Here is a 24,300-nt window from a genome sequence, read left to right as displayed (position 1 = left end):
AGGGGGTTCGACCAACGACATGAGAAACGTAAAAGTAGCGGCAACGCAAATGAGCTGCTCGTCCAATAAAGAAGAAAATATCGCCAAGGCGGATCAACTGGTACGGGAAGCGGCTCGGCAGGGAGCGCAGATTATTTTGCTGCAGGAGCTGTTCGAAACCCCTTATTTCTGCCAAAAAGAAAAGTCCGACTACTACGTCTACGCGACCGAGCTCGAGGAGAACGCGGCCATCCAGCATTTCCGCAAGGTCGCCAAGGAATTGGAAGTGGTCCTGCCGATCAGCTTCTATGAGAAAAAGAACAACGCCCGCTACAACTCGCTGGCCGTCATCGACGCGGACGGCGAAGTGCTGGGCCGTTACCGCAAGAGCCATATCCCGGACGGGCCGGGGTATGAGGAGAAGTTTTATTTTAATCCGGGCGACACCGGGTTTAAAGTGTGGAAGACGCGTTACGCCAAAATCGGCGTCGGCGTCTGCTGGGATCAGTGGTACCCGGAAGCGGCCCGCTGCATGGCGCTGATGGGCGCCGAGCTGCTGTTCTACCCGACGGCGATCGGCTCCGAGCCGCAGGACGGCTCGATCGACTCCAAGGATCACTGGCAGATGTGCATGCTGGGGCATGCCGCCTCGAACCTGGTGCCGGTGATCGCTTCCAACCGCGTCGGTATGGAAACCGACGAAGATTCAAGCATCACGTTCTACGGCTCGTCCTTTATCGCCGGGCCGCAAGGCAACAAGGTCGCTGAAGCCGACCGTACGGAAGAGACCGTGCTCGTAGCGGAATTTGACCTCGATCAGTTGGAGACGCAGCGCATCGAGTGGGGCATTTTCCGCGACCGCCGTCCGGATCTGTACAAGATCATCACCTCTTACGACGGCGAGCTTCGCATCGACTAAACCGCATAGGCAACGCCAGATCGTGCAGCCCCCAATTCCACCGTACCTTGTGATTGGGGGCTTTTGCCGATGCGGCGGGCACTGACAGGCATGTTTCGATGAAGATCGAGGCATCCCCGTGATACAATCAAGATCGTTAATATGCCCGATAGATCATAGAAAGAAGGGATTAGAGTGGGACGTTCGCTGTATTTTGCCTTAATCTTGCTTAGTTTGATATGGGGCGGTTCGTTTTTCTTCATCAAAATCCTGCTGCCCGACTTCGGGCCTTGGACAGTGGCGTTCCTGCGTTCCGCCTTCGGGCTGGCGACGATTACGGGCGTGATGCTCGTCTTGCGCAAGCCGTTCGGGTTCCGTTCGATCCCTTGGCTGGCGATGGTTATTATGGCGCTGATCAACACGGCGATTCCGTGGGCGTTGATCGGCTTCAGCGAGACGCGGCTGACGAGCAGCCTGGCGTCGGTGCTCAACGCCACAACCCCGCTCTGGACGCTGGTGGTGGGCGTCTTGTTCTTCCGCGTCGCCACGAACCGCATGCAGTGGGCGGGGATGGGAATCGCCTTCCTCGGTTTGCTCGTGCTCGTCGGCGTCAGCCCGACCTCGCTCGCCTCCGTGGATTTGCTTGGATTCGCCTGTATGTTGGCGGCAACGCTTTGTTATGCCGTCGGCACGCACCTGTCCAAGCGGTTATCCGGCGGGTTATCGATGTATCAGGTGACCTTCGGCACGTTGATCAGCGCGATGGCCGGCAGCGGTCTTATGGCGCTGACGGTCGAGCGGGATTCGCTGGCGCCGCTCGCTTCGCTCCCTACTCTGGGTGCCGTTATCGGGCTGGGCGTGTTCGGTTCGGGGGTGGCCTATATCTTGTTCTACTTCATGGTGCAAAAAGGAACCCCGCAATTCGCCACCACCGTCACGTATCTCGTTCCGGCCAGCGCCATACTATGGGGCTTTACGCTGCTGAACGAGCCGGTGAGCTGGCGGCTGTTGGCCGGGCTGGTGTTCATCCTCGCCGGGGTGTATTTGGCGAACCGGAACGGTTCGCGCACCCCCGGGCAGAGAGCCGAGCGACGGAAGAGTCCGGCCGGCTCCAATCCGGAAGCGGCGGCCCTCCCTGCCAAACCGCCTCGGTAACCTCCTCGTCGAAGTAACCTTTTTCCCGTAATGCTGCACTTCATAGCGGACATGGATGAATATAGGAGGTTCGGCATGGAACAGTGGATCGAGGATGCCCGGAAGGGAGATGCGAACGCCTTCGAGGAAATCGTTCGCCGCTATAGAGGGATGGCGCTCGCCGTTGCCCGGGCCAAGTTAAACGATGCCGCCCTGGCGGAGGACGCGGTGCAGGAGGCGTTTGCCGAAGCTTTTCTTCAACTGGGCAAGCTGCGGTCGGCCGAGGCGTTCCCCGGCTGGTTAAGAACCATCGTCGAGCGTAAGTGCTACCGGCTTCTGGCAAGCTATGCGAAGAGCGCAACACCTGTGGAGGATATCGCGTCCTTCTCGATCAGGGAAGGAACCGACCCGGCGGTGATTTTCGAACAGAAAGAGCTGCAAAGGCAGGTAAAAGCCGCAATGGAAAGCTTGCCGGTTCGCTTGCGGGATGCGGTGCAGCTGTTTTATATCGAGGGCCGGCCGGTACGGGATGTGGCGGAAACTTTGGGGACTACCGTATCCGCGATGAAGAAACGGCTCTTCGACGCCCGCTACAAGCTAAGAAAATCCTTGCCTGTGGCGAACCTCCTGTCGATGTACCGCGATCTTTACGAAGGAGGAGAAGCGATGCTGCATGTGGTAAACGGCGATGTGATGGCCGATAAGCTTCGGCAAGGGGTCGTTCAGGGAGAAATATGGGTGTGGAGAGAGATTTATCCGGCAGGGCCCGTGTTCCGGAACATGACTGCAGGCGAATCGCTTTGGCCCCGGGCCGTCTATTTGGAATCCAGGTTGGGGATTCCGCGGCAGCATTACTTGGAAAACTGCAAGGCCCAGGAACGAAGGCTGCAGGATTTTCGCAAATACCGGGAGATCGTATTATGGTTCGAGCACGACCTGTTCGACCAGACGATGCTTGCTTTCTTGCTCCATTGGTTCGCCAAGCAGCCATCGCTCGGGGACACCCGGCTGAGCCTGCTTTGTATCGGCTCCTATCCAGGCATCAAGGATTTCCGCGGGCTCGGGCAATTATCGTTAGAGCAGTTGGGAGCCTTAACCGGGACCTGGCAAGCTGTCGGCCCGCGGGAGATGGAATTGGGCCGCCGGGTGTGGGAGGCTTACGCTTCGGCGGACCCCGGGGACCTTGTCGCTCTCCTTGAAGAGGACCTGTCCCCGCTGCCTTATATGCGCGAAGCGATGAAAGGACACCTCTCCCGGCTGCCCTCGACGATCAATGGGCTCGGCTGCGTTGAGCAAGCCGTGCTGGAACTGATTGCGGAGGGGATCCATCGCCCGTTCGACCTGTTCCGCCAGGTTGGCCGCCGGCTGAGTATCCTTGGCCTGGGAGATTTGGAGTTCCGTTGCCGCTTGGCGGCGTTGGCGCAGGAACCCTTTGCGTTACTGAGTATTGAGGCCGCGGAGGAACGGTTGGATATGGAACGGCCGCTGGCGGCGTATGCCGACAGCAGCGTGGACTTAACCGAACTGGGGCACAAGGTGTTGGCAGGAGCGGAAGATTGGGCTACGTTAAGACCCCCGGACGAATGGTTCGGCGGGCTTCATCTGCAAGGCTTCCCTTGCCCGTGGCGCTGGGATCCGGCAAGCGAAACCATTCATCCAGGTTAAGCCGGGGTTCTCCCCGCAGGTAGAACCACTCATTGGTCCGGGGATCGTAGGTATAATCCTCTGACCAATTCCGGGCATGGGCGGCTACTTGCCGTACGGCATATCCGAGGTAGGCGACTTCGTCCGCCGTCATCATCGGATGCAGGGAGAGCCGCACCCAGCCGGGCTTTGCGGCCAAGTCGCCGCCGGCAATCCGCCGGGAGATCCGCTGCGAGGCGGCTTGGTCGAGGCCGAGCAGATAATGGCCGTACGTACCCGCACAGGAACAACCGCCGCGCGCCTGGATGCCGAAGCGGTCGTTCAACAGCTTCACGATCAGGTTGTAGTGGATCGGCTCCAGCGTGAACGAGACGATGCCCAGACGCTCGCGGCTGCGCCCGCCCAGCAAGCTCAAGCCCGGAACGGCTTCGAGTTCCGACAGCAGCCGGTCCGTCAGCTCCCGCTCCCGGCGCAGCAGGCGGTCGATGCCCATCTGCTCTTTGAGCCGCAGGCATAACGCGGTACGGATCGCCTGCATCACCCCCGGCGTGCCGCCATCTTCCCGCGCCTCGGCGTCGGACAGGTACCGGACGTCGCCCCACGGGCTGGTCCAGGACACCGTGCCGCCGCCGGGGCGGTCCGGCGACGCCTCCGCGCACAGCCCCGCATCCATCACCAGCACCCCGCCCGTGCCGGGGCCGCCCAGAAATTTATGCGGGGAGAAGAGGAGAGCGTCGGCCCGCTCCTCCGGGGCTCCCGGAGGATGCATGTCGATCGGCACGTACGGCGCGCTGGCGGAGTAATCCACCACGCAGATGCCGCCATGCCGGTGCATCACCCGGGCGAGCTGGCGAATCGGCGGGACGAACCCGGTCACATTGGAACATGCGGTAAACGCGCCGATTTTCATGGAACGATCCCGGTAGCGGCGGAGCAGGAGGTCCAGCCGATCGGGATCGACGCGGCCGTCCGCCCCCGGCGGGATGCCTACGACTTCGCCGATCGTTTCCGCCCAAGAGATGTGGTTGGAGTGGTGCTCCATATGCGTGACGAAAATAACCGGCCGTTCCCGTCCGGCCATTCCGCCGCGGTATGCCGCCCGCCAGGCGGCGGGGGCTTTCAACCCAAGCAGCCGCTGCAGCTTGTTCACCGCCCCCGTCATCCCCGTCCCCTCGAACAACAGGATGTCGTTCGGGCCGGTGTGGACGTGCTGCTTGACGATCCGTTTGGCCTCCTCGTAAGCGGCGGTCATGACGGTGCCAGTCAAGCTGGCGGAGGTGTGGGGATTGCCCGCGAGCGGACCGAATTCCCGGACCAGCTTGGCTTCGATCGGCCGGTACAGGCGGCCGCTGGCTGCCCAATCCGCATACAGCAGCGTTTGCGTCCCGTACGGCGTGACAAATCGGTGGCGGTAACCGATCGTATTTTCCCGATAAATCTTGAACTCCATTGCCTCTGTCTCCAGCAAGCCGAGTCTCCCCCTGTTAAATAACTTAATAACGCTTTAGGTTATGTGTATTCGCCTAGAGGCGTTATGGTTAAGGAAGAGAGTTCGGAAAACGTCCACAAGAGGGACGGGCAAGGTAGCCCTTAGGCGAAGGCGTCACTTTCAGATGAATAGCTGAATGTCCGATTCCAGCGCATCCCGCAGATAAGTCTGGGCATCTACAATCTCCAGCTCGGGAATCAGTTCCTCAGGCTTGAAGCCCATGATCTCAACCGACAGCTTGCAGGCATAAAAGCGGATGTTCTTCTTCCGCGCGCCCTTCAGATAATGGATCAGCTTTGGCGCCTCGTTATCCTCGATCATCTCGGTCAGCATCAGCTTGCCGAGCCCTCCAAAATTCATTCGGGATAAGGGCAGCTCCTCCGGTCCCTTCGGGGTCATCCAGGACATCATTTTTTCGTAGACGGATTTGTCCTCGGTCGTCATCTTGTCCGGATCCCGCAGCAGCGTCAGCCCCCAGAAAGCAAAAAACATCGTGACATCCACTTCAATATCCTTCGCCGCATTTGCCAGAATCAGCCCGGCCATCGCTTTGTCATACTCCCCGCTGAACATCAGCAGGCTCATTTTTTTTTGCTCCATAGGTCAGCCTCCATCGTTGGTTGTTTGGATAAAGCCGGTATTTAGTATGTTTTCGTGACGGCCGCCCATCCCCGGTTCATCAATTGCTCCCGATTTACTGCAATTTAGGATCGAGGGGAACGGGGTGGTGATTTTGCCGAACTTCCTGGAACAACACCGAGGGATCGAGAGACATTCCCGGTTTGAGTCCCAGCATTCGCTCCAGATCTCCTACCGTAACGGGTCTGGCATGCTCCATCAACTCGTAGCCGATTTGTCCGTTCGTTTCCAGGGTTGCGGTTTTGACGTCACGGATGTTAGCGATGCCAAGCTGCCTTAACCGAACCTCCAACTGGTCCACGGTTAGGCGCATTTTTCGCAAATTGCCCGTTAGAAGTTGGCCGTTCTCGATGACCGGAACCGCCTGGCCGGTCAACAGCCGCTCCAATCCGTCCCATTTGACCTGGAGATACTCGAGGATGATCAGGCAAACGATGAAAATGCCCGCGGAACCTATGGCTTTTCCCATTTCATGATTGGCGATCGGCTGAACGATCGTGGTTCCGATCGATATCATGATGACCGTCGTGGCGACCGTCATTTGGGAGATGGATTTTCTCCCGGAGATTCGCAAGAGCACCATGCCGGCCAGCGCCAGTACGACTGATTTCCAAATCCAGTCCAGTTCCATAAGGCAATACCTCCCAATCGAGTTCGATTAACCGTAACTTGTGCATCCCCCGATTTTTTATGCAGTCTTTCCTTTGCCGGAGCGGTTCGTGGACAGCTTGGGCAACCGGGTGAATACGATTTCCGCAATGGGCAGCGCGGTCGTTCGCGGCATGAGGGGAACGGACAGCAATGAGTTTTTCGAAACCCGGATCGATCGGATCGGTACGTAAGACATTTATGCGGTCGCCGAATTTGCAGTCGAAGAGAACGGCATCTGTTCATTTTGCGCCGCAAGGTTTACGGCAGATATGACGTCCTGGAAGAGATGTGCTGAACGAACATTTGAAATCGTAAGCCCTCATCGGTTATGCTGTCCATGAAAAGGAGCGATTGAACGATGAAATCCATAACGGTATTGATTGCGGACGACGAGGCGGAAATCGCCGATTTGATCGAATTGCATCTGGCCCGGGAAGGATACCGCTGCATCAAAGCGTCCGACGGACAAGAGGCGCTCGATGCCATCCGCACGCAATCGGTGGATCTGGCGATCCTGGATATTATGATGCCGAAGATCGACGGGTACGAGGTGACCCGGCAAATCCGCGAGCAGCATCATCTGCCGATCATTTTCTTAAGCGCAAAAGCAACCGATCTCGATAAAATCACCGGTCTGGTACGCGGGGCGGACGATTACATGACCAAGCCGTTTAACCCGATGGAGCTGGTGGCCCGGGTGAATGCCCAATTGCGGCGCTTCATCCAGCTGAACCCGTCGGTCGCCACTCCGGCGGCCGAGCCGGTGCTGGAGGCCGGAGGGCTCGTGATCCATCCCGAGCAGCGGACGGTGTTCCTGTACGGCGAACCGGTGGAGCTGACGCCCAAGGAGTTTGATATCTTGGTGCTGCTGGCCAGCCATCCGAAGAAAGTATTCAGCTCGGAGCATATTTTCGAGAAAGTCTGGGGCGAAGCGTATTTTGAAGGCGGGAATACGGTCATGGTGCATATTCGGACCCTGCGCAAGAAGCTGGGGGAAGACCAGCACAAGAACAAGCTGATCAAAACCGTCTGGGGAGTAGGGTATACGTTCAATGGATAATTACGCGGACAAACCGAAATTTCGCAGCTTTCGCTTCCAAATGATCCGGTTGTTCGGGCTCAGCATGCTGCTCTCAGCCGGTACGACCTTTCTGATATACCTGGCGCTGCGGGGGTATTATCATACGCTGCTGCGTGAGGACCCGCTTTACGATGTCCGTCGGATCATGCGTGAGATCGGCGACGTCAACGTATTTTTGATTATTTTTATTCCGCTCTCGTTCCTATACTTCTATCTGCTTACCCGGCGATACGTCGCCTATTTCCGGGAGATTTCCCGGGGAATCAATCAACTGGCGGGAGGAGATTTCACGCACCGGGTCGAGGTTCCTTCCGGCGACGAGTTCGGGGAGATTGCACGGGACATCAACCTGGCCAGCGAGAAGCTGCAGCAGGCGGTGGAGCGCGGCGATTTCGCCGAGAACAGCAAGGAACAGTTGGTGCTTAACCTCGCCCATGATTTGCGGACCCCACTGACCTCCGTCATCGGGTATCTGGATTTCATCCTTCAAGGCAAGGATTTGACCGCCGAGCAAATGAAGCATTATACGACAATCGCCTACACGAAATCGCAGCGGTTGGAGAAGCTGATCGACGAGCTATTCGAAATAACGCGGATGAATTACGGCAAGCTGAATATCCACCGCCGGCCGCTCGACCTGAGCGAGCTTCTGATCCAATTGACCGAAGAGATGTATCCGGTCTTTGAAAAAAACCAACTGACCGCCCGTTTGCAGACCGAGCCGCAGTTGATGATCTCCGGCGACGGCGACCTGCTTGCCCGCGTCTTTGAGAACCTGCTGTCCAATGCGGTCCGTTACGGCAAAGACGGGGAATACATCGATATTCGCGGCCGCCTGGAGGAGGGGCAAGTCGTCGTTCAAGTGGTCAATTACGGCGATTCCATCCCCCCGGACGAGCTTCCCCATGTGTTTGACATGTTTTATACCGGGGACCGGGCGCGAACCCATCAGGAAGGCAGCACCGGACTGGGCCTGTTTATCGCCAAGAACATCGTGGAGCAGCATGAAGGCGCCATTGCGGTGCAAAGCGACTTGATCCGCACCGAGTTCGAGGTCCGTTTGCCGAAGCTCAGGAGTTGAAATCGGCTCAATAAGTGGAATACTTCGTCTTTGAAAAGCTGACTTAAGGAAAAGTTTAGATTTACCCCACTTTTGATTTAAACAATCCGCCTTATGCTAAGGGGCAGGAGGATTGGGAAATGAAAAAGTGGGGTTTTTTGCGTCTGCCCAAAATCCGGTTCCCGTCGGGGTTCGCAAGGTGGTGGCGCGGGGACGCCGCGGCGGCCGGGTTGTTTCTGGCGCCGAGTGCAGCCGGATTTGCCGTCTTTTATCTGATCCCGTTCGGAATGAGTCTCATCTACTCCTTCCAAAGCGGCACTTCCGGCGGAAGCTTCGTCGGCTTGGCGAATTACCAAGAACTCCTGGCCAGTGCTTCGTTCCGAAAGGCAGCGGCCAACACGCTGTACTTCAGCGCGATTGGCGTCCCGTTGCTGCTGGGTCTATCGCTGGGATTGGCGCTGCTGTTAAATCGGCAAGTTTACCTGCGCAAATGGCTGCGCACTTCATACGTGCTGCCACTGGTCGTGCCGGTAGCCTCGGTGATTCTCATCTGGCAGATGGTGTTCGATTGGAACGGTGTTTTGAATTACCTATTCGGCCATTTTGGAATCGAACGCGTGGACTGGATGAAGACCGATGCGGCCCGGTATGTCGTCATCGCGATGTATTTGTGGAAGAACATCGGCTACAACGTCATCTTGTTCCTGGCCGGCTTGCAGCAGATCCCCCGGGACTATTACGAGACCGCGCAGGTGGAAGGCGCCGGGCCGGTGCGCCAGTTTTTCGGCATTACGCTCGTTTATTTAACGACAACAACGTTTTTCGTGACCATCATGTCGATCATCAATTCGTTTAAAGTATTCCGGGAAACGTATTTACTCGCGGGCGATTATCCGCACGACAGCATCTATATGCTGCAGCATTACATGAACAACATGTTCGTATCGCTGGATATCCCCAAATTGACGGCTGCCGCGGTTCTGATGGTGGTTGCCATTCTGGCGATCGTTCAGGGCTTGTTCGGGCTCGAACGCCGATACCGGCAATTCATGGAATAGAGGGTCGGCTTCATCCAACCTTCTCGGTCCTGAAAAGCCGACAAGAACGCGCGTCGCGGTCCCGGAAACCGACACAGAACATGCATATAGGAGGTGTGGGACGTGCAGGCGCTCAAAACGCTGCAAAGGGTTTTGTTGACGGGGGGATTGGGCGTATTTGCCGTACTGCTCCTGTTCCCGATCGTGATTACGTTCACCAACTCGCTCATGAGCGAACAGGAGCTTGAAATCAATTACGGTCCGATCGGGGAACTGACGGAAGCAACTTCAACCGGAGCCGAAACCTTCGTCAATCTGAAATGGGTGCCGGACCAGGTTACCCTGGAGCAATACGGCCGGTTGTTGGTGTATACGCCCAACTATTTACGGATGTTCTGGCATTCCGTGGGGCTGGTCCTGCCGATCATTGCCGGGCAGACGGCGGTGGCCGCGTTGGCGGCTTACGCGCTGTCCAAACTGCGGTTTCGCGGCCGAGACACTATTTTTCTTGTGTACCTGCTGTCGATGCTGATGCCGTTTCAGGTGACGCTGGTCCCCAATTATCTCATGGCCGATTGGCTGGGACTGATCCACCGTCCGGAGGCGGTCATTCTGCCGGGGATCTTCGCCGCGTTCGGGGTTTTTCTGCTGCGTCAATTCATGCTGCATATCCCTTATGCCTACATCGAAGCCGCCAAAATGGACGGCGCCGGCCATCCTCGGATTTTCCTGACGATCATCCTCCCGATGGTCAAGCCGGGACTTGCCGCTCTGGTGGTTCTGCTGTTCGTCGATTACTGGAATATGGTCGAGCAACCGGTGATCTTTTTGGAACCGCTTCGGCAGCCGCTGTCGGTGTTCTTGTCGAGAGTAAGCGGCGAGTGGGGGATCGCCTTTGCTGCCTCGATGCTCTACATGTCGCCGATGGTGCTGCTGTTCTTGTATGCTGAAACCTATTTCATCGAAGGCGTGCAGCTGTCCGGAATCAAGGGGTAGGGAGGAGAAAGCGACGTCATGGAACTGGCGAAGGAACATACCGATCGCAAACGAAAAAAGATGATTTTAACCGTCTTTATGGCGTTGATGGGTGGATTGCTGTTTTTCACTTTTTTCAGCAACACGCTGCAATCCGTGACCTTGCCGAAGGTGCGGACGGGCCAGGCAACGGCCGGCGGGTTAACCTACAGGCTGACGGGGAGCGGAATCCTACAGCCGGCCAATCAGGCGAAACTGGTGAATGCGGCGGGCTGGAAGGTACGTAAGGTGCTTGTGGAGAAGGGCGCCACCGTCAAAAGGGGGCAGAGGCTTGTGTTATACGATAGCACCGCCGCCGAGCGGGAGCTGGAAGACGAGCTGGCTCAATTAAAGAAGCAGCGGATCGAGCTGGAAACGGTTCAGGATCGGTTCATCGAGGCCACGGTCGGGGGAGACGAACCGGGAAGGAAGGAGGCGAAGCGCGAGCTGGAATCGCGCAAGCTCGACCTCCAGATGCAGGAGCGGAAAATCGAGGGGCTGCGGGAGGAGTTGAACCGCCAGCGGGAGTTGGTCGCCCCGTTTGATGGGGTGGTTGCGGAGGTGAACGCGGTGGAGGGGTTGGCTTCGGCCAGCCTTCCGGATGTGGTGGTCTCAAACGGCAGCGCGGGATATCGTTTGGAGGTCACCGGCGATGCCGAGGTGATCCATCACCTGGGGATCGTGTCCGGTCAAGCGGTGGAGATCGAGGTTGCCGCCACAGGCGATCGGCCAATGCACCGGCTGGAGGGTACGGTCGAAGAAATTGCCGATGCGGGCTCGCGGCTCGCCGGAACGCCTGAAAACGAAGCCGGAACGCCCGCGGCAATGTGGCAACAACGGCTGCGCATCCGAGTAATTTCTCCCGACCTGAAAGGGGGGGAGCAAGTGTCGGTCAAGCTGGAGCAGACGTCCTCCGAGCAGGGCTGGGTGATCCCAAACGAAGCGATTCATCGCGAAGGAAACACGCGTTTTATTTTCAAGGTAGAGGAGCAGCGCGGGGCGATGGGCAACGTGTTTGTGGCCCGCAAGGTGCCGGTCGAGGCGAGCGTAACGAATGAGGAAGCAACGATGATTCCGGCGGACCTTCTGTACGAGGGGGAGCGGATCATTCTGGAGAGCAGCGAGCCGCTGCAGGACGGCAACCGGATTCGTTTGCAATAGAAGATAGGCGAAATTTGAAAAATTAGGAGGAGTTAACCCATGATAAAACGGATGGGGATGACATCGATATTGGCACTCGTGATTTCCATTGTTTTGGCCGCATGTGGCAGTGGGACGGAGAACGCCGGGAAGAAACCGGTCGGGGAAGGGGGCAAAACCGTCCTTACCTTGTCGGTACAGGAGGCAACCCCGTTCTACGCGGCGTTGGAACGAAAGTTCGAAGCCGAATACCCGGACATCGACCTGACCATTCAGGCGTATAAGCAGGCCGGAGAGGAATGGAAGGCCGGCGAATTGGAGGACTACTTCAAATCGGTCAGCACGGCAATGCTCTCGGGGCAGGGACCTGACGTCATTGAAATGAGCAACCTGCCGGCCGGCGATTATGTCGCCAAGGGCTTGCTTCAGAACATGGATTCGCTGCTAAGTGGGGATTCCTCCATAAATAAGGAGGATCTTCAACAAAATATCCTGGACGCCACGAAGGAGAACGGAGGGTTGTACGCCATTCCGGCCGGCTATTCCTTGAGAGCGTTCATCGGCGACGGCGAAGCGTTGAAAGAGGCGGGGATCCGGGATGAGACCTGGACCTGGCAGGATTTTGCCGAGACGGCGAAGACGTTGACGCAGGGGAAAGACAAGACCTTTGCTATGGCGGATTATCCACCGGAGATGCTGATGCAGGAAATGACGGTAGATAACTATAAGACTTACGTCGATACGAACGCCAAAAAAGCCAAGTTCGACTCCCCGGAATTCGTGGCGCTGCTGCACCAGGTGAAGCAAATGTATGACGACGGCGTCATGACCGCAGAGTCGGCGGGACCCGGTAAGCAGTTGTTTTATTCCGCCGTGTTGCGCGAGCCGGAAGACGTCATCAACGTGCCGCACGAGTATTTTGAACATCCGCTCTTCATGCAGAAGCCGCATAACCCGGATCAATCCGGGACGATGCGACTCATTCCTGCCTCCCTGTTCGGGATCCGGGCGAAAACGCCGGTTCCGGACGAAGCCTGGAAGCTGTTCCGCTTCCTCTTGTCGGAGGAGGCGCAAAAGATGCCCGAGCGCAGCGGCTTCTCGCTGCTTTCCTCGGTCAACGATCAAAGGCTGGACGAGATGCGGCAGCAGATCGCGGACGGCAGCTATAAACTGCCCGATGGAACATCGGTTAAGGCGGAGGACGCGGAATTTAACCGGTTCCGTCAGATGCTTGAGGCGGTGGACCAGTATTCTTCGCTGGACGCCAAGGTGATCTCCATCGTCGGCGAGGAGTCGCTCGCCTTCTTCAGTGGGCAGAAGTCCGCTGAGGAAGCCGCAAAGCTGCTACAGAACCGCGCGACGACCTTTTTGAACGAATAACTCTGGCTGAAAAATCTTAAGTTTCCGAGATTCCTGTCTCTCATGAGGCGGGAATTTTTTCTTTATATCCGGCGGTGGTGCCTATTGATGTACGTCGAACAATAGTGTATGATGCATAGTATAAAACATGGTGTACGATACACAGTATATGTGAAACAGTATTAAATAACGAGGTGGAAGGATGAATGACTTACTGAATTCGATGATCACGGAGCTCCGCCGCGGAACGTTGACCTTGGCCGTGTTAAGCCAATTGCGAACGCCGCAATACGGGTATTCGCTGGTTCAGCGGTTGGAGCAGTCCGGGATCGTCATTGATCAAAGCACGCTTTACCCGTTGCTGCGCCGGCTGGAGAAGCAGGAACTGGTGACGAGCAGTTGGGATACGTCGGAAAGCCGGCCGCGCCGTTATTATGTGCTGAGCGCGTTTGGCGTGGAAATTTTCGAGCAGTTGAAGCTGGAGTGGGAGAAGACCTCCCAGGAGCTATACACGTTGTTAAAGGGGGAGAAGGGCGATGAATCCGTCAAAACTGATTGACCTGTACATTCAGGAAGTAACCCGCAGGCTGCCGGAGCGGGGCCGGGAGGATATTGCGCTGGAGCTGCGCTCCACGATTGAGGATATGCTGCCGGAGGATTATGGAGAAGCGGACGTGAAGCAGGTGCTGGAAAAACTGGGGGACCCGGCGGCGATGGCCGCGGAGTACCGGGATCTGCCGGCATATCTGATCGGGCCGCGATTCTATGACGCCTATATTCAAGTGATGAAAATGGTTCTCCCGATCGCGGTTGTCATTGCACTCCTTTCCTTGATCGCCAACCAAATCATTACGTATTCCGACGAAACGGCCCTGTTTAATACGGCGGCTGTCTTCATCGGCAAGGCCATTTGGGGGGTGTTGGAAACCGGGATTCAAGTCGCCTTTTGGATTACGCTGGTTTTTGTCATTTTGGAGCGCACCGGGGCCGGCAAGGAGCTCCCGCTTAATGCAAAGTTCAAGGCATGGACGCCGGATGATCTATACGATGTGCGCGATATCCCGAAGGAAAAAGTGATCAAGAAAAGCGAGGTGTTTTTTGGCCTGTTGTGGACGGCGATTTGGGGCTGCGTTTATTTTAATGCGGATCGGTTGATTGGCGTATATGAGAACGGACGAATCGGTTTTGCTATGACGACTCCGGTCTTTAACCAAGAGGTGCTGCTCTCCTATTGGCCGTTTATCGTGGTGATTCTCGCGCTGGACGTTGCTCTGGCGATCTACAAATGGGTCGTTTCCCAATGGACTGTGCCCGTCGCATTCCTGAACGTGGCCAACCACGTCCTTTCGCTGGTGGTGTTCGGCGCCATGATCTCTAATCCGGAGCTGCTGTCCCCAGGTTTCGTCGCGAAAATGGAGGAGATTTTCGGACCTCAACCATTGGGAGTGTCCGGCTTCGGCTCCGAATGGATCATGTGGTTGGCGTTGTTTGCCTGCATGTTAGCTGCGGTCCTCGACAGCTATCAGGGGTTCCGCAAAGCGAACATCTCCAGACCGGCGAAGTGACCGTCATCATGACAAATCCCCACTCTCTCGGCGAAGAGGGTGGGGATTTTCAACGATACGCGTGTCCCCCGGCTTAGGCTGCCGTTTTACGGGACTGATACAGAAGCAAGCCCAGCAGGATGACGAAATACAGGAACAGAGCGGCAAAGGTGTACAGGTACATGATCGGCTGATTTTGCAGGTATCCGACGATCGGGATGTTCAAAATCAGCAGCAGCGGGAACCCGAACATGATCGCGGTCGCGCTGCCCATGACCAGGTTATCCGCCGTATTCGACTGGAATTTCGGATCGACGGCTTTGACGAGCGCAAGTCCGGTGGAAATCGTTCCGGTCAGCATGCCGTAAAAACCGAGGAGGTTTGGCAGTTTATCCTCCGGCAGCACCCGCGGCACCAGCCGGATCATATACAGGATGGTTACCAGTCCGCCCAACGTCGTCAAGAGTAGCACCGGCGTCAAGTACTGCTTGAGCGAATAAATCGAGATCGCGGCGATGGAGGCGGCGATCATGTAATCGAAGGAGAATCCGGAGATCCGCTGCAGCAGGTAGTTGTTGGGGGAATGCTCCAACTGGAAGCCCGCTTGCTTCCAGCGGTTCAGAATCCACCGAAACAACATCGCATACAGGCTGCCGATCAGGAAATGGAAACCGATCAGCAGTTGAGCCAGCGTCTCGCCGTAGGTACCAAGCGGCGTCAGTACCGCTTCGAGCCCGCGCAATGTCATATAGGTGACAAGATAAATGAAGCCAATGAGCGCGATTTGGTAAGTCAGCTTGTCGATCGCGTCGCTTAGAGGAACCTCGCCCTCTTCGGATTTTTCCGTGATCTTGGTCCGTTCCTTGCGGGAGCCGGATGTTGTCTGTTTAAATTTCGGATGGCGGATCAGAAAGTTCATCAGGATGATGCCGGGAATCACGGCCCATATAAAGCCGAACCCGGCAATCGTCAGGCCGAGGTTCGCCCCGCCTTCGAGTCCGAGCGCCTCCCAGCGGCTGCCGATCGAATAGGCCTGGCCCGGACCTTGCCCATAGCCAAGGGGAAGCAGCAACCCGATGCCAGGGAACATGTCGGGATAGAAGAACTTCATCAGCAGCAGAAGCAGCCCGAAACCTGCCAATCCTTGAAGAAGGTACGTCGATACGATCAGCATGCCGGATTTCATCACCGCCGGGCTGTTGGACACCTCCCTCTCTTTGAGGGAGAGGGCGATGAATCCGATCGCCATCAGATGGTAGACGAGTTGACCCAGGCGGTCGATGTCGAATCCGAGCCAGCCGAGCACCTCCGGACCGACGAGCAGGCCGAGAATGCCGGCGACCATGGAGGTGGGGACGATAATTCTGCGCAGCAGCGGAATGCGTGCCTTAAGGATGGCCGACACGACCATCAGCAGAGAGAGAAGCGTAAAGTCAATCACGAAGGACCATGAATTATCCAAAGGGTGAACCTCCTAGTTGTGCCGTGGTGCACGCTGTTCCAGCGCGGTGATGAATTTGAGCCATTTGTAAGCCGATGTTCGCGGTTGGTAAAACAGGAGCCGATAGAGCTTGTCCCCGGAATAAAATTCGAATTTGTGGTGAAGCTGCACGTTCAAGCCCTCAAGCCGGTTAAACGGGAAGGAATACGCTTGCCCGGTCTCCCCATGAAAAGAAAGGGAGGTTGCCTGATCCGCGCTCCATTGCAACTGTCCGGTCCCTAGGGAACGAAAGGGCTGTTCTTCTTCCGAAACATACAGATGTACGGGATCGCGCATGACTTGTTCCCAGGAGGCCAGTTGCTCCGGTTCCAGCACGGCTTGTTCCAGTCGTTCAAGCTGCCAGCGGTTCCAGTCGCGCGTGGTCGTGAAACGTAAAGGGTGAGTGAACGGTGCGAACTTGCCCTGCGGTGTATAGCGGACGGTGTAGCCGCAGGCCGTGCAGCCGAACAGGTCTTGTTCGGAGCGAAGGCGGCCCGGCGTCTCGCAGTGCGGGCACAGGAACAGCAGGCGCTCCAGATAATGAGCCGGGGCTTTGCCATAATAAGAGACGCCGGTACGGGATTGCCATTGCGCCTCGTCATGCGCCAACGCCTCCGTCAGCAAGTCGTGAATCGCTTCAGGCGTAAGGTTCGCGAGCGCGCCGGCCTCCCATTTTTTGATGAAGGATAAACGAATGGTTCCCCTGCGATGACGCTCCGCCCAACGGGGGAACGACAGGTGGCCGCCGGAAATGGTCGCGACAACCACCGGAAGATTCAGCAGTTTCACCAGCTTGGCCGTGGAGTATACGAGCGGTTCGGTCGTCCCGTCCCAGTTCCGGTTGCCTTCCGGGAACAAGCCGATGACCCGTCCGTGCTGCTTGGCCTTCAGCATGCCGCGGATCGTTCGCGTGTCGTTTTTGGATTTGGTTTTGGGGATCGCCCCGGTATAATTCAGCAGCTTGGCGAGCAACGGGTTGCGGAACAGGGAGGCTCCGGCCACGAAGCTGATGGGCTCGTCCACGTAGCAGTTGATGTACAGCGGGTCCCAGTTGGTTACATGATTCGCCAAGATGAGATAGGGCGGCTTCAGGCCTGTCGTTTCGTTCCGCTCGACTTCGATGCGGGAGCGGCTCCGTATGATCGCGTGCGCCACGGATAACACTACCCGCTGCACGAGTTTTTTCGGTTTCTTCTCTATACTCACGAGTTCACTTCCTGGGGGCATTTTCGAATCAATCATATTAATATTGTTATATCACAATTTGGTTTATTTCGTCGGCAAGAAGAACTTATCGGGAAGGAAAAAAGAACGGCCGGAGCCGTTCTTGGGGGATACTTTGTTCAAATCAAAAGTGATCAATAGTGATGCTCGAAGAAACAACATAGTTACCGGCATGATCGTAAGCCGAATGCGCATGGAAGGAGGGAAGAAAGCTCCGATCCGTTGCTTTTATCGGAAATCCGGCGGGATGCGCCGGGCGACGCCGGTGGCAATGGCCGCCTCGATGACGGCTTTGCGCACAAGCGGGACGACCTGGTCATTAAAAATGCTCGGGATAATATACTGCTCGTTCCGCTCCTCGTCGGTGACGGCGGCGGCGATGGCTTCCGCGGCGGCCAGCTTCATCGCCTCATTCACCACGCGCGCCCGGCAATCCAGCGCTCCGCGGAACACGCCGGGGAATACGAGCACGTTGTTGATCTGGTTCGGGTAATCACTGCGGCCGGTCGCGAACACGCCCGCATGCGCCAACCCTACCTCGGGGTCGACCTCCGGCTGCGGGTTGGCGAGCGCAAATACGATCGGCTGCCCATTCATCGTTCGCAGGTGTTCGCCGCTTAGCAGGCCACCTGCCGAGACGCCGATAAACACATCGGCGCCGGGCAGGACATCCTGCAGCGAGCCGGACCGGCTCTCCACCTGCGGCTGCTCCGCCAGCCACTGCCACATCGGATGCCGGTACGTGCCGCCGCGGACGATCGCCCCCTCCTTGTCCACCGGAGCGAGCTTCGTTACGCCGGCGGCGAGCAGCATTTTACAGATGGAAACACCGGCCGCTCCGACGCCGCTCACTACGACCCGCACCTCGGACATCGTTTTGCCGACGACCTTCAGCGCGTTGATCAACCCGGCGATGACGACAACCGCCGTTCCGTGCTGATCATCATGGAAGACCGGGATGTCCAGCTCCTCGGTCAGCCGCTGCTCAATTTCAAAGCACCTGGGCGAGCTGATATCCTCCAGGTTAATCCCGCCAAAAATCGGACTAACCGCTTTGATCGTACGAATGATCTCCTCCGTATCGCTCGTATCGAGGCAGAGCGGGAACGCATCCACCCCGGCAAGCTGCTTGAACAGCATTGCCTTGCCTTCCATGACCGGCGCTGCGGCGTAAGGGCCGATATCGCCGAGCCCCAGCACGGCGGTGCCGTCCGTGATGACCGCCACGGTGTTGCGTTTGATCGTCAGCGAAAACGCTTTGTTTCGGCTCTCGTGGATCGCCGTGCAGACTTTGGCGACCCCGGGCGTATACACCTGCGACAGATCGTCGCGGTTACGGATCGGCATGGTCGGCTCAATGGCGATTTTGCCGCCCAAATGCATCAGGAACGTGCGGTCGGAAACGTTGATCAGCCGGACGCCGTGCAGCTTCCGCAGCGCTTGCACGAACGCCGTTTCGTCCCGGTCGCCCGTATCGACGGTGATATCGCGCACCGACGACCCCTTGGCCGAGGAGATGACGTCGATCGATGTAATATCGCCCCCGGCACCGCTCACCGCAGCGGCAACGTCGCCGAAGCTGGTCCGCTTATGGTCGAGCTCCAACCGGATAATAATTAATGTACGTGCCATAACTTAAACCCACCCCCGCCATTTGACCGCTTCGGTCATTCGCTTCAGCCCGACGATATACGCGGCAAGACGCATGTTCACCCGGCGCGTCGCCGAGGTTTGATATACCTTGTGAAAAGCGTCCACCAGCAGTTGCTCCAGCTTTGCGTTCACTTCCTCCAGCGGCCAGTAGTAACCTTGATTATTTTGCACCCATTCAAAATAGGATACGACCACACCGCCCGCACTCGCTAGGACATCCGGCACAATCAGAATGCCGCGCTTGGACAAGATTTCGGTTGCCGCATAAGTTGTTGGGCCATTGGCGGCTTCGACAATCAGCTTGGCCTGGACGTCCGGCGCGTTCTGCTCGGTAAGTTGATTCTCGATCGCCGCCGGTACGAGGATGTCGCACTCCTTCGCCAGCAGTTCCCGATTCGTGATCCGGTTGGGATAAAGGTGGGTTACCGCGCCAAAAGAATCCCGCCGATCCAGCAGCTCCAGAATATCGAGCCCGTTCGGATCGTACAGCGCACCGCGCGCATCGGCGATGCCCACGATGACGGCCCCGGCGTCATGCAGGAACTTCGCCAGGTAGCTGCCGGCGTTGCCGAAGCCCTGGATGATGACCCGCGAGCCTTCCACCGCCATGCCGGCCATTTTTGCGGCCTCCTTGAGCACGATCGTCACGCCAAGGGCCGTCGACGATTCCCGACCGTAGGAGCCGCCGAGCACCAGCGGTTTGCCCGTGATGAAGCTGGGCGAGTCGAACTCGCGGATCCGGCTGTACTCGTCCATCATCCAGGCCATCACCTGCGAGTTGGTGTACACGTCGGGCGCCGGGATATCCTTGGCCGGCCCCACCATCTGGCTGATCGCCCGGACGTACCCGCGGCTTAAGGCCTCCAGCTCCCGCATCGACATCGTCCGCGGATCGCAGGCGACCCCGCCTTTTCCGCCGCCGTAGGGCAGCGACACGATGCCGCATTTGATGCTCATCCACATCGACAAGGCTTTCACTTCCTCGGCCGTGACATCCGGGTGGAACCGCACGCCGCCTTTGGTCGGTCCGATTGCGTCGTTGTGCTGGGCGCGGTACCCGGTAAATACCTGGACCGAGCCGTCGTCCATCTTCACCGGTATGCGCACGGTCAACATCCGCAACGGCTCTTTGAGCAGGTCAAACATGGCCGGCGGCTCGTTCATCGTCTCCAGCGCCATCCGGATCACTTGCCGGGTGCCGGTCAAAACGTCCGTATTGTCCGAAAGCTTTTGTTTCCCGTCCATAATCAAGGGTTACCCTTCTTCCGTCCCGTATTGGGGTGATTTTTGGAGTAGTTCAGCAAAAAGCACATCCATCCACTACAAAGCAGACTTGGGAACTCCCGAGCCAAACTGAAGGCAGCCGGGTCCGCTTAGATCTAACGTCCGCCAGAAAGCTTATCCCAACGAACTCGCTGCGTCGCCTAACGTTTGCCACAAAGCTAACCTACCGAAAACTCGCCGCCGTATCTTTGACGCTCGTCATCAAGTCCAACAAATTTGCTGCAGTATCTTTGACGCTCGTCACCTAGTCCAACAAATTTGCCACAGTAGCTTTGACGCTCGTTACCTAGTCCAACAAATTTGCCGCAGTAGCTTTGACGCTCGTCACCAAGCCCAACGAACTCGCCGGAGTACCTCGCCGCAGTACCGCTAACGCTTGCCACAAACCTTAAACCGGCTAAAATCGCCGTTTTGCGATTTTAACGCTGATCACAGAGCTTATTTCACCATTTTGCTGGTGGAAAGGGGTGCTTTCGCTCAAATAGCGTGGCTCAGCGTCGTTATAAATTTAGTCGGGGCAAAATCCCCACAATAGCGTTCCTTATCAGCGTTAGAGCAGGGCGGGGGCCCGGCCGATCAGCGAGCAATCAGAAACATGCCATCGAGTCACTAGCGTTCACCACAGGTCCAACCAAACTTGCCGCAGTAGCTTTGACGCTCGTCACATAGACCAACAAACTTACCGCAGTAGCTTTGACGCTCGTTACCAAGTCCAACAAATTTGCTGAAGTATCTTTGACGCTCGTCACCAAGCCCAACGAACTCGCCGGAGTACCTCGCCGCAGTACCGCTAACGCTTGCCACAAACCTTAAACCGGCTAAAATCGCCGCTTGGCGATTTTAACGCTGACCACAGAGCTTATTGCACCATTTTGCTGGTGGAAAAGGGTGATTTGGCTCAAATAGCGTGGCTCAGCGTCGTTAGAAATTTAGTCGGGGCAAAATCCCCACAATAGCGTTCCTTATCAGCGTTAGAGCAGGGCGGGGGGGCCGGCCGATCAGCGAGCAATCAGAAACATGCCATCGAGTCACTAGCGTTCACCACAGGTCCAACCAAACTTGCCGCAGTAGCTTTGACGCTCGTCACCAAGTCCAACAAATTTGCTGAAGTATCTTTAACGCTCGTCGCCAAGCCCAACGAACTCGCCGGAGTACCTCGCCGCAGTACCGCTAACGCTTGCCACAAACCTTAAACGGGCTAAAATCGCCGCTTTGCGATTTTAACGCTGATCACAGAGCTTATTGCACCATTTTGCTGGTGGAAAGGGGTGCTTTCGCTCAAATAGCGTGGCTCAGCGTCGTTAGAAATTTAGTCGGGGCAAAATCCCCACAATAGCGTTCCTTATCAGCGTTAGAGCAGGCGGGGAGCCGGCCGATCAGCGAGCAATCAGAAACATGCCATCGAGTCACTAGCGTTCACCACAGGTCCAACCAAACTTGCCGCAGTAGCTTTGACGCTCGTCACCAAGTCCAACAAACTCGCCGGAGTACCTCGCCGCAGTACCGCTAACGCTTGCCACAAACCTTAAACCGGCTAAAATCGCCGCTTGGCGATTTTAACGCTGACCACAGAGCTTATTGCACCATTTTGCTGGTGGAAAGGGGTGCTTTCGCTCAAATAGCGTGGCTCAGCGTCGTTAGAAATTTAGTCGGGGCGAAATCCCCACAATAGCGTTCCTTATCAGCGTTAGAGTAGGGCGGGGGGGCCGGCCGATCAGCGAGCAATCAGTAACATGCCATCGAGTCACTAGCGTTCACCACAGGTCCAACCAAACTTGCCGCAGTAGCTTTGACGCTCGTCACCAAGTCCAACGAACTCGCCGGAGTACCTCGCCGTAGTACCGCTAACGCTTGCCACAAACCTTAAACGGGCTAAAATCGCCGCTTTGCGATTTTAACGCTGATCACAGAGCTTATTGAACCATTTTGCTGGTGGAAAGGGGGGATTTGGCTCAAATAGCGTGGCTCAGCGTCGTTAGAAATTTAGTTGGGGCGAAATCCCCACAATAGCGTTCCTTATCAGCGTTAGAGCAGCCAGCGGCCAAGCGGTCGGACGAAACGAAGGAGGCAGCAAGTAACCATTAGCCAAGCGACCGTCAGCTAGGTAAGGTGCGGAGCAAGGCGCATCCTGCTCGGACAGCCGAGAACGGTGCGGAGCAAGGCGCATCCTGCTCGGACAGCCGAGAACGGTGTGGAGCAAGGCGCATCCTGCTCAGGCGGCCAAGAACGGCACACGGAGCAAGGCACATCCAGCTCAAGCGACCCTACGCCGCGCCGCGCAAGGGCACCCACCCGCCAGGCCGCGCGCCAGGTCAAATACACCCCAGTCAGGCGACCCGCGGCCATATGACCTGTGGATGGGCGGCCCCCATCAGGCAGCCTGGTTGCTCCCGTTTCCTACAGTTTCCGGGAGGTCAGCTTGGCTTGGGTGAACAGCAGCAGGTAGTCGTAGCCGCCGGCTTTCGAGTCGGTCCCCGACAGATTGAAGCCGCCGAACGGATGGGCGCCGACCAGCGCTCCGGTGCATTTGCGGTTGATGTACAGGTTGCCGCAGTGCATCGTTTCCAGGGCTTCGCCGATGCGGTCCTCCTCCCGGGAAAAAAACGAGCCCGTCAGCCCAAACTCGGTGTCGTTATACATCGCGATCGCCTCGCGCCAATCCTTCGCTTTGCCGATGGCCAGCACCGGCCCGAAAATTTCCTCCTGCATGATGCGGGCTTTCCCGTCAACCCCGGCGAATACGGTCGGTTCGATATAGTAGCCGTTGCCTTCGGCTTGCCGGCCCCCCGTAAGCAGTTGCCCTTCCTGTTTGCCGATTTCGATGTAAGCGAGAATTTTGCGGAAGGAGGCTTCGTCGATGACCGGTCCGACCGCTTTGTTTCGCTCGGGCAGGCCGATCTCCAACTGCTTCGTCAACTGCACGACTTTTTCCACCACCTTGTCATAGACGGATTCGACGATCACGGCGCGCGATCCGGCGGAGCATTTTTGCCCCTGGTATCCAAAAGCCGAAGCCACGATGGCCTGCGCAGCCGCCTCCAGATCCGCGGTTTCGTCGACGACGATGCCGTCTTTCCCGCCCATTTCGGCGACCAGCCGCTTGATCCAGATTTGTCCGGGTGCCGGATCGGCCGCCAGCTTGCTGATGCGAAGGCCTACCTCCTTCGAGCCGGTGAAGCTGATAAAACGCGTCTTCGGATGGGTCGTCAAATGATCGCCGACCTCGGCGCCGCTGCCCGGGATGAAGTTCAGCACCCCGGCCGGCAGGCCCACCTCTTCCATCAGCGCGGCGAACTTGTAGGCGACGACCGGCGTGTTGGAGGCGGGCTTGAGCAGCACGGTATTCCCGGCAACGATCGCCGCCGAGGTCATGCCGACGCAGATTGCCAGCGGAAAATTCCACGGCGGAATGATAACGCCCACGCCCAGCGGAATGTAGGTCAGCCGGTTTTGCTCCCCGGGCACCGGCGTCAGCGGCATCGTTTCGTTGATTTCGCTCAGGCGGATCATCTCCCGCGCGTAGAAATTCAGGAAGTCGATCGCTTCCGCCGTATCGGCGTCGGCCTCGGCGTAGTTCTTGCCGGCTTCGAGCACCATCATGGCGGAGAATTCGTGCTTGCGCTCGGTCATGAGCTCGGCGGCCTTCAGCAGGTACTGTGCGCGTTCGCGGGGCGGAATTTTTTCCCACGATTCAAATGCCTTGAGTGCAGCCTGCATGGCTTGTTCAGCCAGTTCCCGATCAGCTTTGCTCACGTATCCAATCGTTTCGTCGAGGTTGCCGGGGTTGATCGAGCGAATTTTCGCATCGGTAAAAATATCCCTGCCGCCGATCTTCAGCGGGATCTCCCGTCCCAGCTCCCCGAACTTCGCCCGGGAAATCGCTGCTTCCATCGCCTGCCGGGCCGGCTCCAGGCGGAAATCGGTAAACGGTTCATTGCGGAAAACTTCCGGTTTTGCCGTTGTGCTCATAAGGGCGTGCTCCTTTACGAA

Annotated in this window: 20 protein-coding genes; 12 read left to right on the top strand and 8 right to left on the bottom strand. The window is 57.3% G+C overall.

The features are described 5' to 3' along the window. Positions 1-19 precede the first annotated feature (19 nt). The 3 genes from aguB to ACZF99_RS25295 all read left to right on the top strand — a co-directional run bounded on the left by aguB (position 20) and on the right by ACZF99_RS25295 (position 3,676). A complete protein-coding gene (aguB, locus tag ACZF99_RS25305; protein ID WP_483607632.1) occupies positions 20-898 on the top strand; it encodes an N-carbamoylputrescine amidase in 879 nt (292 codons plus the stop codon). 174 nt (positions 899-1,072) lie between these two features. Beyond that, complete coding sequence (locus ACZF99_RS25300) at positions 1,073-2,032, top strand: DMT family transporter (protein WP_483607631.1); 960 nt, start codon at positions 1,073-1,075, stop codon at positions 2,030-2,032. 75 nt (positions 2,033-2,107) lie between these two features. Next, positions 2,108-3,676: a sigma-70 family RNA polymerase sigma factor gene (locus tag ACZF99_RS25295; protein WP_483607630.1), complete on the top strand. Its 1,569-nt coding sequence runs from the start codon at positions 2,108-2,110 to the stop codon at positions 3,674-3,676. On the opposite strand, the gene ACZF99_RS25290 is transcribed toward ACZF99_RS25295, so the two are convergent. The 3 genes from ACZF99_RS25290 to ACZF99_RS25280 form a co-directional block, all read right to left on the bottom strand. After that, entirely contained in the window at positions 3,573-5,105 is a 1,533-nt protein-coding gene (locus tag ACZF99_RS25290; protein ID WP_483612972.1) for an aminotransferase class V-fold PLP-dependent enzyme, read from the bottom strand. The genes ACZF99_RS25295 and ACZF99_RS25290 overlap by 104 nt on opposite strands. Before the next feature lie 159 nt (positions 5,106-5,264). Beyond that, positions 5,265-5,744, bottom strand: coding sequence for a DsrE/DsrF/DrsH-like family protein (locus tag ACZF99_RS25285; protein ID WP_483607629.1), 480 nt, complete (start codon positions 5,742-5,744; stop codon positions 5,265-5,267). 94 nt (positions 5,745-5,838) lie between these two features. Then, positions 5,839-6,414: a DUF421 domain-containing protein gene (locus ACZF99_RS25280; protein ID WP_483607628.1), complete on the bottom strand. Its 576-nt coding sequence runs from the start codon at positions 6,412-6,414 to the stop codon at positions 5,839-5,841. Between the two features lie 40 nt (positions 6,415-6,454). Between ACZF99_RS25280 and ACZF99_RS25275 the strand changes: the two genes are divergently transcribed. The 9 genes from ACZF99_RS25275 (at position 6,455) to ACZF99_RS25235 (ending at position 14,690) form a co-directional block, all read left to right on the top strand. Beyond that, the gene (locus tag ACZF99_RS25275; RefSeq protein ID WP_483607627.1) at positions 6,455-6,625 is read left to right on the top strand and encodes a hypothetical protein; all 171 of its coding nucleotides are present in this window, start codon (positions 6,455-6,457) and stop codon (positions 6,623-6,625) included. 167 nt (positions 6,626-6,792) lie between these two features. Continuing rightward, the gene (locus ACZF99_RS25270; protein ID WP_483607626.1) at positions 6,793-7,494 is read left to right on the top strand and encodes a response regulator transcription factor; all 702 of its coding nucleotides are present in this window, start codon (positions 6,793-6,795) and stop codon (positions 7,492-7,494) included. After that, positions 7,487-8,596 carry a sensor histidine kinase gene (locus tag ACZF99_RS25265; RefSeq protein ID WP_483607625.1) on the top strand — a complete coding sequence of 370 codons (1,110 nt, stop codon included), beginning with the start codon at positions 7,487-7,489 and terminating at the stop codon, positions 8,594-8,596. Before ACZF99_RS25270 ends, ACZF99_RS25265 begins: the two co-directional genes overlap by 8 nt. Before the next feature lie 119 nt (positions 8,597-8,715). Next, the gene (locus ACZF99_RS25260) at positions 8,716-9,633 is read left to right on the top strand and encodes a carbohydrate ABC transporter permease (RefSeq protein ID WP_483607624.1); all 918 of its coding nucleotides are present in this window, start codon (positions 8,716-8,718) and stop codon (positions 9,631-9,633) included. A gap of 102 nt (positions 9,634-9,735) precedes the next feature. Beyond that, complete coding sequence (locus tag ACZF99_RS25255; RefSeq protein WP_483607623.1) at positions 9,736-10,608, top strand: carbohydrate ABC transporter permease; 873 nt, start codon at positions 9,736-9,738, stop codon at positions 10,606-10,608. Positions 10,609-10,626: 18 nt separating this feature from the next. Next, complete coding sequence (locus ACZF99_RS25250; protein WP_483607622.1) at positions 10,627-11,787, top strand: efflux RND transporter periplasmic adaptor subunit; 1,161 nt, start codon at positions 10,627-10,629, stop codon at positions 11,785-11,787. Positions 11,788-11,826: 39 nt separating this feature from the next. Continuing rightward, positions 11,827-13,146, top strand: a complete 1,320-nt coding sequence (locus ACZF99_RS25245; RefSeq protein WP_483607621.1) for an extracellular solute-binding protein — start codon at positions 11,827-11,829, stop codon at positions 13,144-13,146. A gap of 181 nt (positions 13,147-13,327) precedes the next feature. Next, the gene (locus ACZF99_RS25240) at positions 13,328-13,684 is read left to right on the top strand and encodes a PadR family transcriptional regulator (RefSeq protein ID WP_483607620.1); all 357 of its coding nucleotides are present in this window, start codon (positions 13,328-13,330) and stop codon (positions 13,682-13,684) included. Continuing rightward, the gene (locus ACZF99_RS25235; protein WP_483607619.1) at positions 13,662-14,690 is read left to right on the top strand and encodes an HAAS signaling domain-containing protein; all 1,029 of its coding nucleotides are present in this window, start codon (positions 13,662-13,664) and stop codon (positions 14,688-14,690) included. The genes ACZF99_RS25240 and ACZF99_RS25235 overlap by 23 nt, the downstream gene beginning before the upstream one ends. A 73-nt stretch (positions 14,691-14,763) precedes the next feature. Here the strand turns inward: ACZF99_RS25235 and ACZF99_RS25230 are convergent, their stop codons facing one another. The 5 genes from ACZF99_RS25230 to pruA all read right to left on the bottom strand — a co-directional run bounded on the left by ACZF99_RS25230 (position 14,764) and on the right by pruA (position 24,279). After that, complete coding sequence (locus tag ACZF99_RS25230; RefSeq protein ID WP_483607618.1) at positions 14,764-16,131, bottom strand: sodium/glutamate symporter family protein; 1,368 nt, start codon at positions 16,129-16,131, stop codon at positions 14,764-14,766. 12 nt (positions 16,132-16,143) lie between these two features. After that, complete coding sequence (locus ACZF99_RS25225; protein WP_483607617.1) at positions 16,144-17,355, bottom strand: lysophospholipid acyltransferase family protein; 1,212 nt, start codon at positions 17,353-17,355, stop codon at positions 16,144-16,146. 246 nt (positions 17,356-17,601) lie between these two features. After that, positions 17,602-19,005, bottom strand: coding sequence for an NAD-dependent malic enzyme (locus tag ACZF99_RS25220; protein ID WP_483607616.1), 1,404 nt, complete (start codon positions 19,003-19,005; stop codon positions 17,602-17,604). A 3-nt stretch (positions 19,006-19,008) separates the two neighbouring features. Then, positions 19,009-20,271 carry a Glu/Leu/Phe/Val family dehydrogenase gene (locus tag ACZF99_RS25215; RefSeq protein ID WP_483607615.1) on the bottom strand — a complete coding sequence of 421 codons (1,263 nt, stop codon included), beginning with the start codon at positions 20,269-20,271 and terminating at the stop codon, positions 19,009-19,011. A 2,436-nt stretch (positions 20,272-22,707) separates the two neighbouring features. Continuing rightward, positions 22,708-24,279: an L-glutamate gamma-semialdehyde dehydrogenase gene (gene pruA / locus ACZF99_RS25210; RefSeq protein ID WP_483607614.1), complete on the bottom strand. Its 1,572-nt coding sequence runs from the start codon at positions 24,277-24,279 to the stop codon at positions 22,708-22,710. Positions 24,280-24,300 lie beyond the last annotated feature (21 nt).

Source organism: Paenibacillus sp. JL3B1040 (assembly GCF_057063165.1).
Note: the sequence above shows the minus strand (reverse complement) of the source record. Positions and strands in the feature narration are given on the sequence as shown.